The organism is Salinimonas chungwhensis DSM 16280 (assembly GCF_000378185.1).
GTDB lineage: Bacteria > Pseudomonadota > Gammaproteobacteria > Enterobacterales > Alteromonadaceae > Alteromonas > Alteromonas chungwhensis.
In genome coordinates, this window is the sequence record NZ_KB899376.1 from 313563 (window position 1) to 327833 (window position 14271).

At 48.2% G+C, this 14271-nt stretch carries 12 protein-coding genes; 1 reads left to right on the forward strand and 11 read right to left on the reverse strand.

From position 1 onward, the window contains the following. Nucleotides 1-4 precede the first annotated feature (4 nt). The 11 genes from ybeD to leuS form a co-directional block, all read right to left on the reverse strand. A complete protein-coding gene (ybeD, locus tag F458_RS0101475; RefSeq protein ID WP_018981598.1) occupies nt 5-268 on the reverse strand; it encodes a DUF493 family protein YbeD in 264 nt (87 codons plus the stop codon). Between the two features lie 86 nt (nt 269-354). After that, on the reverse strand, nt 355-1491 hold the full coding sequence (locus F458_RS0101480; RefSeq protein ID WP_051084989.1) for a D-alanyl-D-alanine carboxypeptidase family protein: 1137 nt from the start codon (nt 1489-1491) through the stop codon (nt 355-357). A 247-nt stretch (nt 1492-1738) separates the two neighbouring features. After that, the gene (locus F458_RS0101485; RefSeq protein ID WP_018981600.1) at nt 1739-2656 is read right to left on the reverse strand and encodes a septal ring lytic transglycosylase RlpA family protein; all 918 of its coding nucleotides are present in this window, start codon (nt 2654-2656) and stop codon (nt 1739-1741) included. Next, on the reverse strand, nt 2653-3774 hold the full coding sequence (gene rodA / locus F458_RS0101490) for a rod shape-determining protein RodA (RefSeq protein WP_018981601.1): 1122 nt from the start codon (nt 3772-3774) through the stop codon (nt 2653-2655). The genes F458_RS0101485 and rodA overlap by 4 nt, the downstream gene beginning before the upstream one ends. Beyond that, the gene (gene mrdA, locus F458_RS0101495; RefSeq protein WP_018981602.1) at nt 3771-5678 is read right to left on the reverse strand and encodes a penicillin-binding protein 2; all 1908 of its coding nucleotides are present in this window, start codon (nt 5676-5678) and stop codon (nt 3771-3773) included. Before mrdA ends, rodA begins: the two co-directional genes overlap by 4 nt. A gap of 5 nt (nt 5679-5683) precedes the next feature. Beyond that, nucleotides 5684-6154 carry a 23S rRNA (pseudouridine(1915)-N(3))-methyltransferase RlmH gene (rlmH, locus tag F458_RS0101500; RefSeq protein WP_018981603.1) on the reverse strand — a complete coding sequence of 157 codons (471 nt, stop codon included), beginning with the start codon at nt 6152-6154 and terminating at the stop codon, nt 5684-5686. 74 nt (nt 6155-6228) lie between these two features. Continuing rightward, complete coding sequence (gene rsfS / locus F458_RS0101505) at nt 6229-6579, reverse strand: ribosome silencing factor (protein ID WP_018981604.1); 351 nt, start codon at nt 6577-6579, stop codon at nt 6229-6231. Beyond that, complete coding sequence (gene nadD / locus F458_RS0101510; RefSeq protein ID WP_018981605.1) at nt 6572-7222, reverse strand: nicotinate (nicotinamide) nucleotide adenylyltransferase; 651 nt, start codon at nt 7220-7222, stop codon at nt 6572-6574. Before nadD ends, rsfS begins: the two co-directional genes overlap by 8 nt. After that, complete coding sequence (gene holA / locus F458_RS0101515; protein ID WP_026294410.1) at nt 7222-8244, reverse strand: DNA polymerase III subunit delta; 1023 nt, start codon at nt 8242-8244, stop codon at nt 7222-7224. The genes nadD and holA overlap by 1 nt, the downstream gene beginning before the upstream one ends. Before the next feature lie 6 nt (nt 8245-8250). Continuing rightward, nucleotides 8251-8766, reverse strand: coding sequence for an LPS-assembly lipoprotein LptE (locus F458_RS0101520; protein ID WP_018981607.1), 516 nt, complete (start codon nt 8764-8766; stop codon nt 8251-8253). Next, a complete protein-coding gene (leuS, locus tag F458_RS0101525; RefSeq protein ID WP_018981608.1) occupies nt 8766-11369 on the reverse strand; it encodes a leucine--tRNA ligase in 2604 nt (867 codons plus the stop codon). Before leuS ends, F458_RS0101520 begins: the two co-directional genes overlap by 1 nt. A gap of 473 nt (nt 11370-11842) precedes the next feature. Between leuS and F458_RS0101530 the strand changes: the two genes are divergently transcribed. Further along, nucleotides 11843-14236 (forward strand): Lon protease family protein, encoded by a 2394-nt coding sequence (locus F458_RS0101530; RefSeq protein ID WP_018981609.1) that lies wholly within the window; start codon nt 11843-11845, stop codon nt 14234-14236. Nucleotides 14237-14271 lie beyond the last annotated feature (35 nt).

Consider the following 14271-nt stretch of genomic DNA (forward strand, 5'->3'; position numbering starts at 1 on the left):
TCACTTATAATACAACTCTGACTAATTCAATTTTCGCCAGCTCAGTATAAATTGTTTCCATATGTTCTTTGCTGGTAACTCTTACACTTACCGAAACTGAGTGATAATTGCCTTTCGCACTGGGTTTTACCGACGGAGCGTAATCCCCGGGAGCATGTTCCTGCAAGCAGGCAATAACTTGCGAAGCCAGCTTCTCATCAGCCACGCCCATCACTTTAAATGTCTGAAAAGTCGGAAAATCCAGTAATTCATCAAAACGGGTATCCATGCGATATCCTTGACTGCAAATAAAAACGGCCAGATTGTAACAAATCTGGCCGCCTGAGAACTAGGATTAGTTGCTATTAAGGTAGTTTAGCCTTCCCAGCCCACCTGTAGCATCGCCCAATCCCAGACGCGGTCGAACAACCCGCCCTGATTAACTTCCTGTAATGTCACCAGTGGGTATTCGGCAACGTCTTTGCCTTCCAGCTGAATATAAAGCGTTCCTACCACCTGGCCTTTGTCCAGTGGCGCTTCCAATTTTCTATCCAGCTCAAAATTAGCTTCCAGGTTCTCCGCTTGGCCCCGGGGAATAGTAATCGGCGTGGCCTGATTGATACCCAAATCTACGGTTTCTCTGTCGCCCATATAAATACGATGAGAGACAAAGCTTTCGCCTGCTTTATAGGGGGTAACAGTTTCGTAAAACCTGAAGCCGTAGCGCAGCAACTTTTTGTTTTCTACTTTACGGGCCCGCTCACTTTCGGTGCCCATTACAACGGAAATCAGGCGCATATCACCCTGTTTGGCCGACGTTATCAAACTATAACCTGCATCGGAGGTATGTCCGGTTTTAATGCCGTCAACATTCATGCTTTTATCCCACAGCAGGCTATTGCGATTGTACTGTTTTATGCCGTTAAAACTGAATTCCTTCTCGCTGTACATATCGTAAATTTCAGGTGTTTCATCCACCAAAGCCTGAGACAGGATGGCCATGTCTCGCGGAGAGGTATAATGATCAGGGTCATGCAGCCCATGGCTGTTTACAAAGTGAGAGGAGGTCATACCCAGAGATTGCGCATGGGCATTCATCATGCTGGCAAACGCGCTTTCTGAACCAGCTACATGCTCGGCCATCGCCACACACGCATCATTACCTGACTGAATGATAATGCCGCGCAACAAATCAGATACTTCGACCTGTGTGCCGACTTCGATAAACATTTTTGAAGAGTCCGGAAATTTTTTGGCCCAGGCATTTTCTGAAATGGTGACTTGATCGTTCAGGCTGATATTACCTGCTTCAAGTTCTTTGCCTATAACGTATGTGGTCATCATCTTGGTAAGGCTGGCAGGGGCTAGCTGCATGTCCGAATTTTTTTCCGCAATGATGTGGCCTGTGTCGTAGTCCATCAGAACAAAGCCCTCTGCGTCGACATCTGGCGCAGGTGGCGTTACTACTGCAGCAGAGACGACTGTACTGAACACTGTCAGAGAGAGCGCCATAACTGACAAAAATCGAACAAATGCCGACTGGTTAGCGCGTTGACTATTATTATGCATGATTATTTAAATACCGTGTTGATGTTGCTAACTGGGTCTTGGCGAGGGATTCTATCGCAAGCCCCGGTATAGGACTAGTTTATAGCGGAAAAGTTTATCTTTTTTAGAAGTCAGTCTGACGATTTCCACGGTTCTGCCACATTGTTGTCAGAAACTGACCTCATCATAACCTTATCAGCGAAAGACTAGCCTATAATGTTTCTTCCACCTTGTAAGCATTGGGATAACCGTTATTTTTCAATTCTTCCAGCAGCATCTTTAGCTGAAAACGGTCTTTGAGCGGTCCTAGCCTCAGTTTATAGATATCATCAATAAGTGGAATCTGGGCTGGCACCTGATAGAGTGCAGATAAGACTGTTGACACAGACTTTGCTTTCTTCAGGTCACTCAGTGCAGCAACCTGGATGAACATTCCGTCATCAGTATTGGTTGAACGGGTATCTTGTTGCTTCAAGTCAGTCTCGTCGACGCTGAATTTAGCCGCCGCGTTGACCGCAACGGTGGCAGGCTCTGATGGTCCGGCTCCGGCATACTCTTCGTAAGTTACAGTCGGGCGGTTACCTACAGTAACATTATTATCTTTATCAAAATGAATGACCTCTAGTTTCACCCGCGCTGTGCCATGTTGCTGATACCCGAGTTTTTTCGCAGCAGCATACGACAGGTCGATGACCCTATCCGGATGAAACGGACCGCGATCATTAACTCTGACTACCGCTGTTTTGCCATTGCTAAGATTGGTAACTTTAACAAAGCTGGGCAACGGCAGGGTTTTGTGAGCGGCCGTCATCATAAACATATTATAAGTTTCGCCATTGGAGGTCAGGTGACCATGAAATTTTTGTCCATACCATGATGCAATACCTTCCTGGACAAATCCTTTACCAGACTCAAGAGGATAATAGCGGTTCCCAAGTATCTCGTAGGGGCGCGAATTAAAAGGCTTGTAGGGTTCATAGCGCGGCTGCATGTCTTCCATGAGTGGCGCTTCATAAGCGAAGGTGGGCTCAGAGTCTTGCTTTTGCGCGTACCTGCCAGAGGACTGACACCCGGCAATTATCATCACCGCGGCTACAGCTGTGATTAAACGAAATATTAACTTCATCATCGTGATAAAAAACGTTTCTGCGTTCCAATGGCCATCAGGATGCCAAAACCGGCCATTAATGTCACCATTGATGTGCCTCCATAACTAATCAGGGGCAGAGGCACGCCAACCACGGGCAGTAAACCTGAGACCATACCCATATTTACAAAAATATAGACAAAAAATGTCAAAGTAATACTGCCGGCGAGTAGTTTGCTGTAGGCATCTTGCGCCCGTGTGGCTATTATAAGCCCCCGGCAAATGATAAACAGATAAATGGCGAGCAGACCGATAACGCCAACCAGCCCGAACTCTTCACTGAACACTGAAAAGATAAAATCGGTGTGGCGCTCAGGTAAAAACTCCAGCTGCGACTGCGTCCCCTGAAGCCAGCCTTTACCCTGTGCACCGCCCGAGCCTATAGCAATTTTAGATTGTATAATGTGATAACCGGCACCTAAGGGATCACTTTCCGGATTCAGAAATGTTACTACCCGCTGTTTCTGATACTCCTTCATGAGAAAAAACCACATCACCGGAGCAAACGCACCAATCATGCCTGCTACCACACCAATCAGCCGCCAACTCATTCCGGCAAGAAAAATAGCAAAAATACCGGAACTGGCAATAAGCAGAGACGTTCCCAGATCGGGTTGGCGGGCAATTAAAACAGTGGGTATTACAACCAATATAAAACCTGTGACCACATGAAGGGTGCGCGGTGGCAGCGTGAATTTGCTGATATACCAGGCAACCATCATAGGCACCGCCAGTTTCATCAGTTCTGAAGGCTGAAAGCGAATGACTTTTAAATCAAGCCAGCGCTGTGCACCTTTACCCATATCGCCGAATAAAAGTACCGCGATGAGCATTAGCAAGCCGGCAATATATGCGTAAGGCGACAGGCGTCGATAAGCCATAAGAGGAATCTGCGCCATAATTAACATGACGCCCAGGCCCACGGCCAGCCGGGTAAGCTGCCTTTCCATTTGTGCCATGTCCTGTCCTGACGCTGAATAGAGCGTTACCATCCCCACGCCCATCAAAGTTAGCAGCCCCATTAACAAAATTACGTCAATGTGAAAGCGTTCCAATAAACGTGGCGTGTTGTTACTCAAAGTGGCTCGTTTATTTTTCACGGAGCGGCATCCTCCGGCGTTGCTTCAGGATCAGGAAAAGTTGTGGAGGAGATATTCGCAAAGTAGTAGTCCATAACTTGTCTTGCCACCGGCGCGGCATTAGAGCTTCCGCCACCGGCATTTTCAATTACCACGGTGACCGAAATTTCCGGCGCGTCGAAAGGAGCAAAGCCTACGTACATGGCGTTATCGCGCAGACGTTCGGCAACTTCGTCTTCTTCATATGACTCATTTTGGCCAATTGAAAATAACTGTGCTGTGCCGGTTTTGCCGGCGGATTCATAAAGGACATCATCAAAGGCGTGTCGCGCCGTACCCTCCTCACCATTAACCACCTTCCACATCGCCTTTAGCACGATATTCCAGTTCTTGTCTTCCTGCACCAGATAGGGACGCAGTGTTTTGGGAGATGCCAGTGCAACCTCGCCATTACTTTGCATGTAGCCTCGCAGTAATTGAGGGACGTAACGTGTCCCGCGATTGATCAGGGTGTTAACAGACTGATTCAGCTGAATGGGTGTCGCGGTCCAGAAACTTTGACCGATACCTACCGGGATGGTATCCCCGACATACCAGGGCTCATTAAAGCGAGCGCGTTTCCAGCCCCGGCTGGGCATATTGCCATCAGACTCCTCATAAAGATCTATACCCGTATAATCGCCGAAACCGAAGTCCGTCATCGCCGCACTGATCTTATCAATACCGAGTTTGTAGGCCAGGTCATAATAATAGGTATCGCAGGAAACCTCTATCGCTTTACTTACATTGACTTTTCCGTGCCCCCACCGTTTCCAGTCGCGCCAGACATGTGACACATTTGGCAACCTGAATCGTCCGGTATCTTTTATGGTGTAGTCACGATCAATTGTTCCGCTATCGAGTCCGAGCAACGCCAGATGTGGTTTGATAGTAGAGGCGGGGGGGTACTGACCCTGCGTCGCACGGTTAATCAACGGTCGGTCGGGGGAGTTGAGCAATGCTGCATAATTCTTACGACTGATACCATGCACAAAAAGATTCGGGTCGTAACTGGGATTGGAGTACATGGCCAGAATGCCACCGGTTTTGGGGTCGGACACCACTACTGTGCCGCGTTGCTCTTCCAGGGTTTTTTGCACAGCCATTTGCAGCTGCAAATCAATATTAAGCACAATATCCTGCCCTGGGGTTGGAGGATCCACATCCAGCGTGCGTATAATTCTGCCCTGACTATTTACCTCTACCTGCTGATAGCCCACTTCACCATGTAATTTATCTTCGTGAAACTTCTCAATACCCAGTTTGCCGATATCATAGGTTGCGGCATAATTTGCTTCCTGCCCAGCCTCGGTTATTTTTTGCAGGTCCGTTTTATTGATTTTGGCCACATAGCCAAGGATATGTGTGAGCGTGTCTCCGTAGGGATAATGGCGTGATAAGCGCGCTTCAATGGATACACCTTTATAATGATGCTGCTGCGCTGAAAACCGTGCGACCTCTTCTTCTGATAACTGCGTTTTTAACGCGACAGGTTTAAATCGGCGCTGGCTATTGAGGGTGGTAAAAAACTCTTCTTGTTCCTCAGCTGTAATATCCATAAGCACAGCGAGCTTTTTGATAGTTTGCTGAAGATCGTCGATTTGCTCCGGTATCACCTCAAGGGTAAAAACCGGCCGGTTTTCCGCTAGCAAGATGCCATTTCTGTCATAAATCAACCCGCGGTTGGGGGCGACAGGCAGCACTTTGATTCGATTGCCGTTTGAGCGAGTCTGATAGTCCTCAAATTGACTAACCTGGAGGCTGTACAGGTTGCTTACCACCACTCCGAGCATTGCCACCACAATAAGCAGCGCGATAGCGCAACGCCGGGCAAATAAATTGGCTTCGGCGCTATGGTCACGTATATGCTGGCGTTTACGACCCACTGTCTCTATTCCCGATGATAGGGGTGATTTTGCGTTACAGACCAGGCCCGGTAAAGACTTTCAGTGACAATAATGCGGACCAGCGGGTGGGGTAAGGTTAGCGGCGAAAGTGACCAGCGTTGTTCAGCCGCACAGATACATTCATCGGCCAGCCCCTCAGGGCCGCCGATAAGCAAACTGACGTCGCGACCATCCATCTTCCAGACATCCAGTTGTTTTGCTAGTTGTGGGGTATCCCAGGGGCGACCGGTTACTTCCAGCGTTACGATACGATTACTTTTCGGTACCGCGGCAAGAGTGGCCTGGCCTTCTTTCTGCAGAATCCGTTTAATATCGGCGTTTTTTCCACGCTTACCAGCGGCAATTTCGGTAAAATAAACTGGCATGTCAGCCGGAAAGCGCGACAAAAATATGTCTACGCCAGTGGTTACCCAATCGGGCATTCGGGTACCCACCGCTACAATCTGAATTCGCACAGTACAACGCTCTCTTAATTACTTTTTGAGAAAAAGAATGCGGGAAAAATTTGCCTGGACACCCACCTGCTGAATCAGGCCCAGAGTTTTTCCAACTGGTAGAAGTCGCGGGTCTCATCCTGCATCACATGGACTATGACTTCACCAAGATCTACCAGTACCCATTCACCGGTATCTTTGCCTTCAATGCTAAGTGGTGCATGGCCAGCATGTTTTGCCTCTACCTGCAGATTGTCAGCGATAGCCATAACATGCCGTTTTGAATTACCTGAGCAGATTATCATGGTATCAGTAACATTGGATTTGCCTTCGACATCAACTTCGATGATGTCGCGTCCTTTCATGTCGTCTATTTTATCAACAACAAAACGCTTTAGTTCAGTGTTCTCCAAAAGTTCTCCTCGTGAAGCTACGGTCTCAGACATAAAGTCTATTCTCTTTAATATATTGTAGTACAGATGGTTGCAACCAGTCACTCAACCAGGCAGTGTCAGACGGGGAGTGTCCCAGCGCATCTCTGAGTTGGGTGGATGATATAGGTTGCAGTCGGGTTTCGGCGAAATAGATATAACCAGCCGGCTGCTGGTAAAGCCGTGCCGGGTCGCTTATTTTATGGCCTGTTTTGAGCTTTACAAGCGCCGGCGCTAAATTTTTTCTCTGAGTTTGTCGGCGCATGACCACGAGGTGAGCAAGTTCGCTGAGCTTTTCCCATTCGTACCAATTGGTTAGGCTCTGCCAGGAGTCTTCGCCCATCACAAAAATTAATGGCGCATGTTCATCGCGCTGGCGCAAATACTTCAGCGTTTTTACTGTGTAAGACGGTTCATCTAGCGATAACTCAAGTAATTCTGGATACAGGTTATCTGTATTTTCTACAGCCAGTTCGACCATACGCACGCGATGTTGTTCCGATAAATCAGCAATCTGTTTGTGAGGAGGCAGGCGACAGGGCATCAATCCTACCGCTTCACAGTCAATCTCGCGACAAACATCCAGCGCTGCTTCAATGTGCCCGCGGTGGGGTGGGTTAAAGGTACCACCAAGAATACAGGTTGCTGTCGGTTTCATCAGGCACCCAGTGGTAGCTGAGCCGGCATACCCATAAACAACATAGTCAGATGACACAGTTTTATGTAAGGCCTGATTACCTGCTGTTGTTTGAATGCAATATCGGCGTCCCGTAATTGATCGCGTAAAGCAGCTAAAGCGTCAATGGACAATAAATTCAGCGCCTTCTGGTAAGCCGGCTGACGATTACGCCATATACCATAACGTTGCCACTGAATATTTTCACTACGGTTCATCGCCTGCTTCAGCTTCCATAACAACTGCCATTCCCGGGCCAGCGCCCAAAGTACGATCGTCGGCTCGACACCTTCACTTTCAAGGCGATAAAGCATTTTAATACAGCGTTGCCGATCAGCTGATAACATGACATCTATCAACTGGAATACGTTGAACCTGGATTGATCGACAATAACGCTATCGACCTGTTCGCGGGTAACAGATTTACCGGCATAGACCAGACCGAGTTTTTCAATTTCCTGATGAGCTGCCAGCATATTGCCTTCGGTATAATCAGCAATTAAACGCACAACCTCACGGTCTGCTGTAACAGAGAACTGGCTGAGCGTCTGCATTATCCAGTTATCCAGTTGCTGACCTTCAAGCGGATAAGCAGCTGAGAATATACCACTATCATCTAATGTCTTAAACCATTTAGCTTTCTGTACCTCTTTGCCGATTCGCGGGCCATGAATGATCAGTAATACATCGGTGCCAAGAGAAGGGGCGATTTGCTGAAGCACTTTACTCCCTTCTGCGCCAGGCTTTCCCGTGGGAAGTTCCAGCTCAATAACCTGAGCAGAGGAGAACAGGGACCGTGTTTGGGTAGCTTCAGTCAGCGTGGCCCAGCTGAATGCGTTATCTGCCACGAGGACGGTGCGCTCATCGAAACCCTCATTACGCGCTTTTTTCCGAACTGCCTGTAGCATAGAAAATTTCTGATGGGGTTCGTCGCCAAAAAGCATATAGCAAGGCTTTAGTCCATTGGATAGCTCCTGCTCAAAACGATTGGGATAAACTTGCATATAGTCCTACAGTTCACTAGCCTGAAGCGCAAGTCTGCGAATGATGCGGTCTGCTGCTTCATTTCGCATTTCGCTAACAACCAAATCCAGTTCTCTTGACTTGGCCAGGACGCGGTCTGGGTCATCCTGATAATCACGCATTATTTCAAAATAAGCCTGTATTGGATCATGTCCGGGAAAGGTAACCTGATAGCTTACCCCGTAAATAAGCTCATACTCAGCAACCTGGCCGGTGGAAAAGACAGACAGTAAACGTCTTTCAACTGTTTCAGGCATCAACTTGATAAGCACAGTGTCATTGTGACCTTTGGCCTTTACAGTCTGGTAAGCTTTCTGCGGGATTTGATAAACGTCCAGTCGATCTTCCAGTGACCTCTGTAACCGCGAATGTGGGGCAGCAGCGTTAACAGCTACAGCCTTTACATTCGCTGGCAGTGTTTGCGATCCACGCAAATGAAAGCCGCAGCCTGCCAGGGAAAGGCAGGCTGCAATGACAAATATGAAGCTATAGATACGAATCATCAGTTGGCAACGATATTGACGAGTTTGCCCGGCACAACAATTACCTTACGAATGGTTTTATCGTCCGTATACTGCTGGACATTGGGCTGCGACAGAGCAAGCTGTTCAACATCGTCTTTGCTGGCTGTGGCACTGACTGTAATTTTCGCTCGCAGTTTACCGTTAACTTGCACAATAATTAGCTTTTCGTCCTCAACCAGAGCGTCTTTATCCAGCTCTGGCCAGCCGCAATGCTCTATTGGCGTTTCAAAACCGAACTGTTCCCATAGAGTATGGCAGATGTGCGGGGTAACCGGATTTAAAAGCTGTACAACCGCCTGCAATGCTTCGCGCATAATCGCCTTATCCTGCGGGCCTTCCTGAGAGGCTTTTTGCAGATGATTCAACAACTCCATGATTGCAGCAATTGCAGTATTAAATGTTTGTCTGCGGCCTAAATCATCCGTGACTTTCTCGATGGTACGATGTACTTCACGACGCAAATCTTTTTGGGGCTTGCTCAGCGCTGACGTATCCAAAGCAGGAGCACGGCCGCTGGCCAGATGGTCCTGAACTAACTTCCAGACCCGGCGCAGGAAACGATGAGCGCCTTCTACGCCCGAATCAATCCATTCAAGCGTTTGTTCTGGTGGCGCGGCAAACATCGTAAATAGACGCACTGTATCGGCACCGTATTGGTCAATAACCTGCTGAGGATCTATACCATTATTTTTGGACTTCGACATTTTTGTCATGCCGCCGTGAATTACCGGCTCACCCGAGCTTGTCAGCCATGCCTTCGTAATGCGCCCCTTATCATCCTTTTCGGTAGATACGTCAACAGGCGCATGCCAGGTTTTCTTACCGAGGCTATCTTCCGAATAGTAAGAGTCTGCCAAAACCATGCCCTGACATAGCAAACGCTTAAAGGGTTCATCTGAATCTACTAAGCCTTCATCGCGAAGTAATTTATGGAAAAAACGTGAATACAGAAGATGCAATATCGCGTGTTCGATACCACCAATATACTGGTCCACTGGCAGCCAGTAATTAGCCTGCTTTGGATTTAGCATCGCCTCCTGATTTTGTGCGCAACTGTAACGGGCATAGTACCAGGATGATTCCATAAAGGTATCAAATGTATCCGTTTCGCGCAGTGCTGGCTGACCCTGATAGGTAGTCTGTGCCCATGCCGGGTCTGCTTTGATAGGAGAGGTTACACCGTCCATTTCGACATCTTCTGGCAAACGCACCGGCAAATCTTCAGCGGGCACGGCTGCTGATTCACCATTTTCCAAATTAAGCATAGGGATGGGGGTGCCCCAGTAACGCTGACGGCTGACACCCCAGTCGCGCAACCGATAGTTTACCTTTTTCTTACCATGACCGATGCTTTCCAGTTCTCCGGCTATCTGTGCAAAAGCGTCGTTAAATTCAAGCCCATTAAAATCGCCAGAGTTAATTAAAACACCTTTGCCGGTGAATGCTGACTGATCAAGGTCACACTTTTCACTGCTATCCACCGCAGGTTCAACCACCTGCTTTATAGGTAGTTGATATTTATTAGCAAATTCCCAGTCCCGTTGATCATGACCAGGCACAGCCATGACCGCGCCGGAGCCATAATCCATTAGTACAAAATTTGCTATCCAGACTGGCAGACGTTCTTTGGTTAACGGGTGGATAGCGTAGAAGCCGGTGGGGCAGCCCTTCTTGTCCATGGTGGCCAGTTCGGCTTCAGCTACCTTGGTATTTCTGCATTCTTCAATAAATCGGGCTGCTTCTTCACTGGTAGCTGCTGCTTTTTCTGCCAGAGGGTGTTGAGCAGCAATACCAAGGTAGGTTACTCCGAATAAGGTATCAGGGCGCGTGGTGTAAACGTCCAGCGCGTTAAGCTCTGCGTCAGATTTTTCCAACTCAAACGTGATTTCCACGCCCTCAGAACGACCAATCCAGTTTGCCTGCATCGCGCGAACCTGTTCTGGCCACTCCTCAAGTTTTTCCAGGTCAGTCAGTAATTCTTCAGCATAGTCAGTAATTTTAATAAACCACTGAGGAATTTCTTTTTGTTCAACTAATGCGCCGGAACGCCAGCCGCGACCGTCGACTACTTGCTCATTAGCCAGAACGGTTTGATCGACAGGATCCCAGTTAACCGTCGAATTTTTTTTGTATACTAGACCTTTTTCATACAGGCGAGTGAAAAACCACTGCTCCCACTGATAGTAATCGGCTTTGCATGTGGTCACTTCACGATCCCAGTCATAGCCAAAACCTAATGAAGCTAACTGACCTTTCATATAATCGATATTGGCGTAGGTCCATTTGGCGGGCGCTGTTTTATTATTTATAGCAGCATTTTCTGCCGGCAGGCCAAATGCGTCCCAGCCCATCGGCTGCAGAACATTTTTTCCCTGCATGCGCTGAAAGCGGCTGACCACATCACCGATGGTGTAATTTCTGACATGGCCCATATGCAGCCTTCCGCTGGGGTAAGGGAACATTGATAGACAATAAAATTTTTCCTGGTCGGGATTCTCGGTTGCCTGGAAAGACTGATTTTCTTCCCAGTATTGCTGAACCTGCTGCTCAATCTCTTTAGGGTTATACTGTTTCTCGGCCATGAAAACTGAAACTTCCGCGTTGATTATGTGTAGATACAATTAGCCGCATAGAATACCCCAGTGGCCTGCCGACCCACAATAGCCGTCGTCGACTTTTCTGGCAGGAGCGGTTACTTTAACCAGAGTTACTCTGTTGATGTCGTGGTGCAAGGGTGTCGAAAGACGTTGGTCCGCACCGGCCATGAACCATCATGAATTTCCGATAAGGGAGAGAGCAAGCGTCGTTTGCCAGTGAGAACGAAGCTGACAGCCACTGCAGTGCATTTGATGTTAGCTGATTTCCCCAACTTAACGTGGCTTATCCTGACAACATCGGTACATAAAATGACCAATCATCAACGGGCATTCACAAATTCACAGCGTTTCATGGCGTTATCCAAAGAAGACTGGAATAATCGACTTATTATCTATAGTTGTCCTGTAAAACATCGTTGTTTTACAGCAACCAGTAATCCAAGAGAATAAATATCCTTATGCCCAGCGCTGATAAGATCGCAGCTATCTCTGTTGAAGAGCTGGCCCCAACGCTTGACGATGCGTTTATAGAAGAGACCATTAACAATCCTGCTGCCCGTGAAGCAACATTCGTCGGGCAGGAGAGAGCCCGTGAAGCCATGTCTTTCGGTTTGGGCATAGGCGCGCCTGGCTATAACCTTTATGTGATGGGAGAGCCCGCCACCGGCCGGTTTTCCCTGGTGAAATCTCATATTGAAACAGCGGCGACGAAACTCAACGCACCTGAAGACTGGTGCTATATCGCAAACCTTGAAGATGAACGCGATCCATTACTGCTTAAGTTGCCCGCCTCCCAGGGACGTCGCTTTCACAAAGCGATGCAGGGACTGATTGATGATGTCCTGGCCACTTTCCCGGCAGCCTTTGATATGCCCGGCTATCAGCGCCAGAAAGCGGCAATCAATCGCGCCTATCAGCAACGATATGATACGGCTGTGGACACTGTTGAGCGTTATGCCAATGCAAATCAACTGGTTATGCAGGAACAGCAGGGTACCATTAGCTTTGTACCAGTCATCGACGGTGCGCCTGTTACTGAAGCGCAATTCGCACAACTGGAGAAAGAACAGCGCAGTTATTTTTATGGCCTTATTGACGAACTTGAAAATCGTTTGAGTGAGAGTCTGATCAGTTTACCCGTTTGGCGGCGGGAGAATGCCGAAAAATTAAGAAACCTCAATCGGGAAACGGCTGACGCCGGGGTGCGTCCGCTGATTAAATCTCTTGAGCACAAATATGCTGATAACCTGGGCGTATTGAAATATCTGCGCCAGCTACGATCGCACCTGCCAGAGACCGTGGTTGACCTGTGGCTGGATGAACAGCGTGAGGAAAAGTCAGATGACCCGGATAAGCGCGGTTATCTGGAAGAATTGTATCTGCCCAACCTTCTGGTATCTCACAAATATGACGCCGGTCCTCCAATTATTTACGAGCCTAATCCCACTTATCAGAATTTGTTTGGCCGTATTGAGTATCACACCATGCATGGCGGCGTGTATACCGACTATCGCATGATTCGCCCCGGGGCTCTGCATCGGGCTAACGGCGGTTACCTGCTATTGGATGCTGACCAAATGGTTGAACAGCCCTACGTGTGGGAAGCACTCAAACGCACTATCAAGTCGGGGCTGTTAAAAATGGATCTGCCACAGCAGGAAGTCGGCATGGTCAACGCGATTACACTTAATCCACAGCCTATGTCGCTGAATCTAAAAGTTGTGCTGCTGGGCTCCCGGGATCTTTATTACACGCTGCAGGATTATGATGACGAATTCGACGAACTATTCAGAGTGTTAGTCGATTTTGATTCGGAAATCCCGGCCAATCCTACTAATTTGTTTAGCTTTATTGGCAAGGTGCAGCAGCATGTTCATGCTCAGGGAATAACATCAATATCGGTCAACGCTATGCGCAGACTTATACACCAGTCCTTACGCATGGCAGAGCACAAAAACCGGCTTTCTGCCCACGTCGCAGAATTGTTGGAACTGATCAATGAAGCGCTTTATTTCTGCCAGAAGCAGGGCGACACAACCCTTGAGGCGGAACACATCGAAACGGCCCTTCAGGCTAAAAAACGCCGTACTGGCAGAGTCAGTCAGTCCTTGCTGGATGACATCAAGGAAGGTCATGTATTAATAGCCACCGAAGACAAAGCCGTAGGTACCGTCAACGGGCTAACGGTACTTGAAGTAGGGGATACGGCTTTTGGTACACCGGCCCGGATAACCTCCACCGTTTATGCCGGAGCCAATGGGGTGGTGGATATTGAACGTGAAGTTGAACTGGGTCAGCCGATACACTCCAAAGGCGTCATGTTGCTAAGCGGCTTTTTGGGCAATAAGTATGCACAGCATTTTCCTCTTACGCTGTCGGCTAATATCGCCCTTGAGCAATCTTACGGCCATATTGATGGCGACAGTGCTTCACTGGGTGAGCTGGTAGCGCTTATTTCAGCCCTGACCGAGATACCGGTTTTACAAGGGCTGGCTGTAACAGGCTCAATTAATCAATATGGGGAAGTGCAGGCTGTTGGTGGCGTGAACGAAAAAATTGAAGGCTTTTTTGATCTTTGCCAACATCGCGGCCTGACCGGCTCTCAAGGGGTAATTATTCCGTATTCTAACCACGTCAATCTGGTTCTGGATACTACTGTAGTGAACGCTGTTGAACAGGGGCTCTTTCATATTTACCCGGTAAAAACCGTTGACGAAGCGCTCACACTGTTGATGGAGCGGGAAGCCGGCGGATTGAGTAGTCGAGGTCGGTATCCCAAAAATACGATTAATTATATGGCCGTCAATAGACTCTACAATATTGCGCTTATCGTAAATGGCGGAGAGGAATAATAAAAAGACGGGCACAGCCCGTCTTTTTTGAATCG

Bases quoted from the DNA above. Each gene is read 5' to 3' on its own strand.
- ybeD (WP_018981598.1), bottom strand. From the start codon at position 268: ATGGATACCCGTTTTGATGAATTACTGGATTTTCCGACTTTTCAGACA.
- F458_RS0101480 (WP_051084989.1), bottom strand. From the start codon at position 1,491: ATGGCGCTCTCTCTGACAGTGTTCAGTACAGTCGTCTCTGCTGCAGTA.
- F458_RS0101485 (WP_018981600.1), bottom strand. From the start codon at position 2,656: ATGATGAAGTTAATATTTCGTTTAATCACAGCTGTAGCCGCGGTGATG.
- rsfS (WP_018981604.1), bottom strand. From the start codon at position 6,579: ATGTCTGAGACCGTAGCTTCACGAGGAGAACTTTTGGAGAACACTGAA.
- nadD (WP_018981605.1), bottom strand. From the start codon at position 7,222: ATGAAACCGACAGCAACCTGTATTCTTGGTGGTACCTTTAACCCACCC.
- holA (WP_026294410.1), bottom strand. From the start codon at position 8,244: ATGCAAGTTTATCCCAATCGTTTTGAGCAGGAGCTATCCAATGGACTA.
- F458_RS0101520 (WP_018981607.1), bottom strand. From the start codon at position 8,766: ATGATTCGTATCTATAGCTTCATATTTGTCATTGCAGCCTGCCTTTCC.
- leuS (WP_018981608.1), bottom strand. From the start codon at position 11,369: ATGGCCGAGAAACAGTATAACCCTAAAGAGATTGAGCAGCAGGTTCAG.
- F458_RS0101530 (WP_018981609.1), top strand. From the start codon at position 11,843: ATGCCCAGCGCTGATAAGATCGCAGCTATCTCTGTTGAAGAGCTGGCC.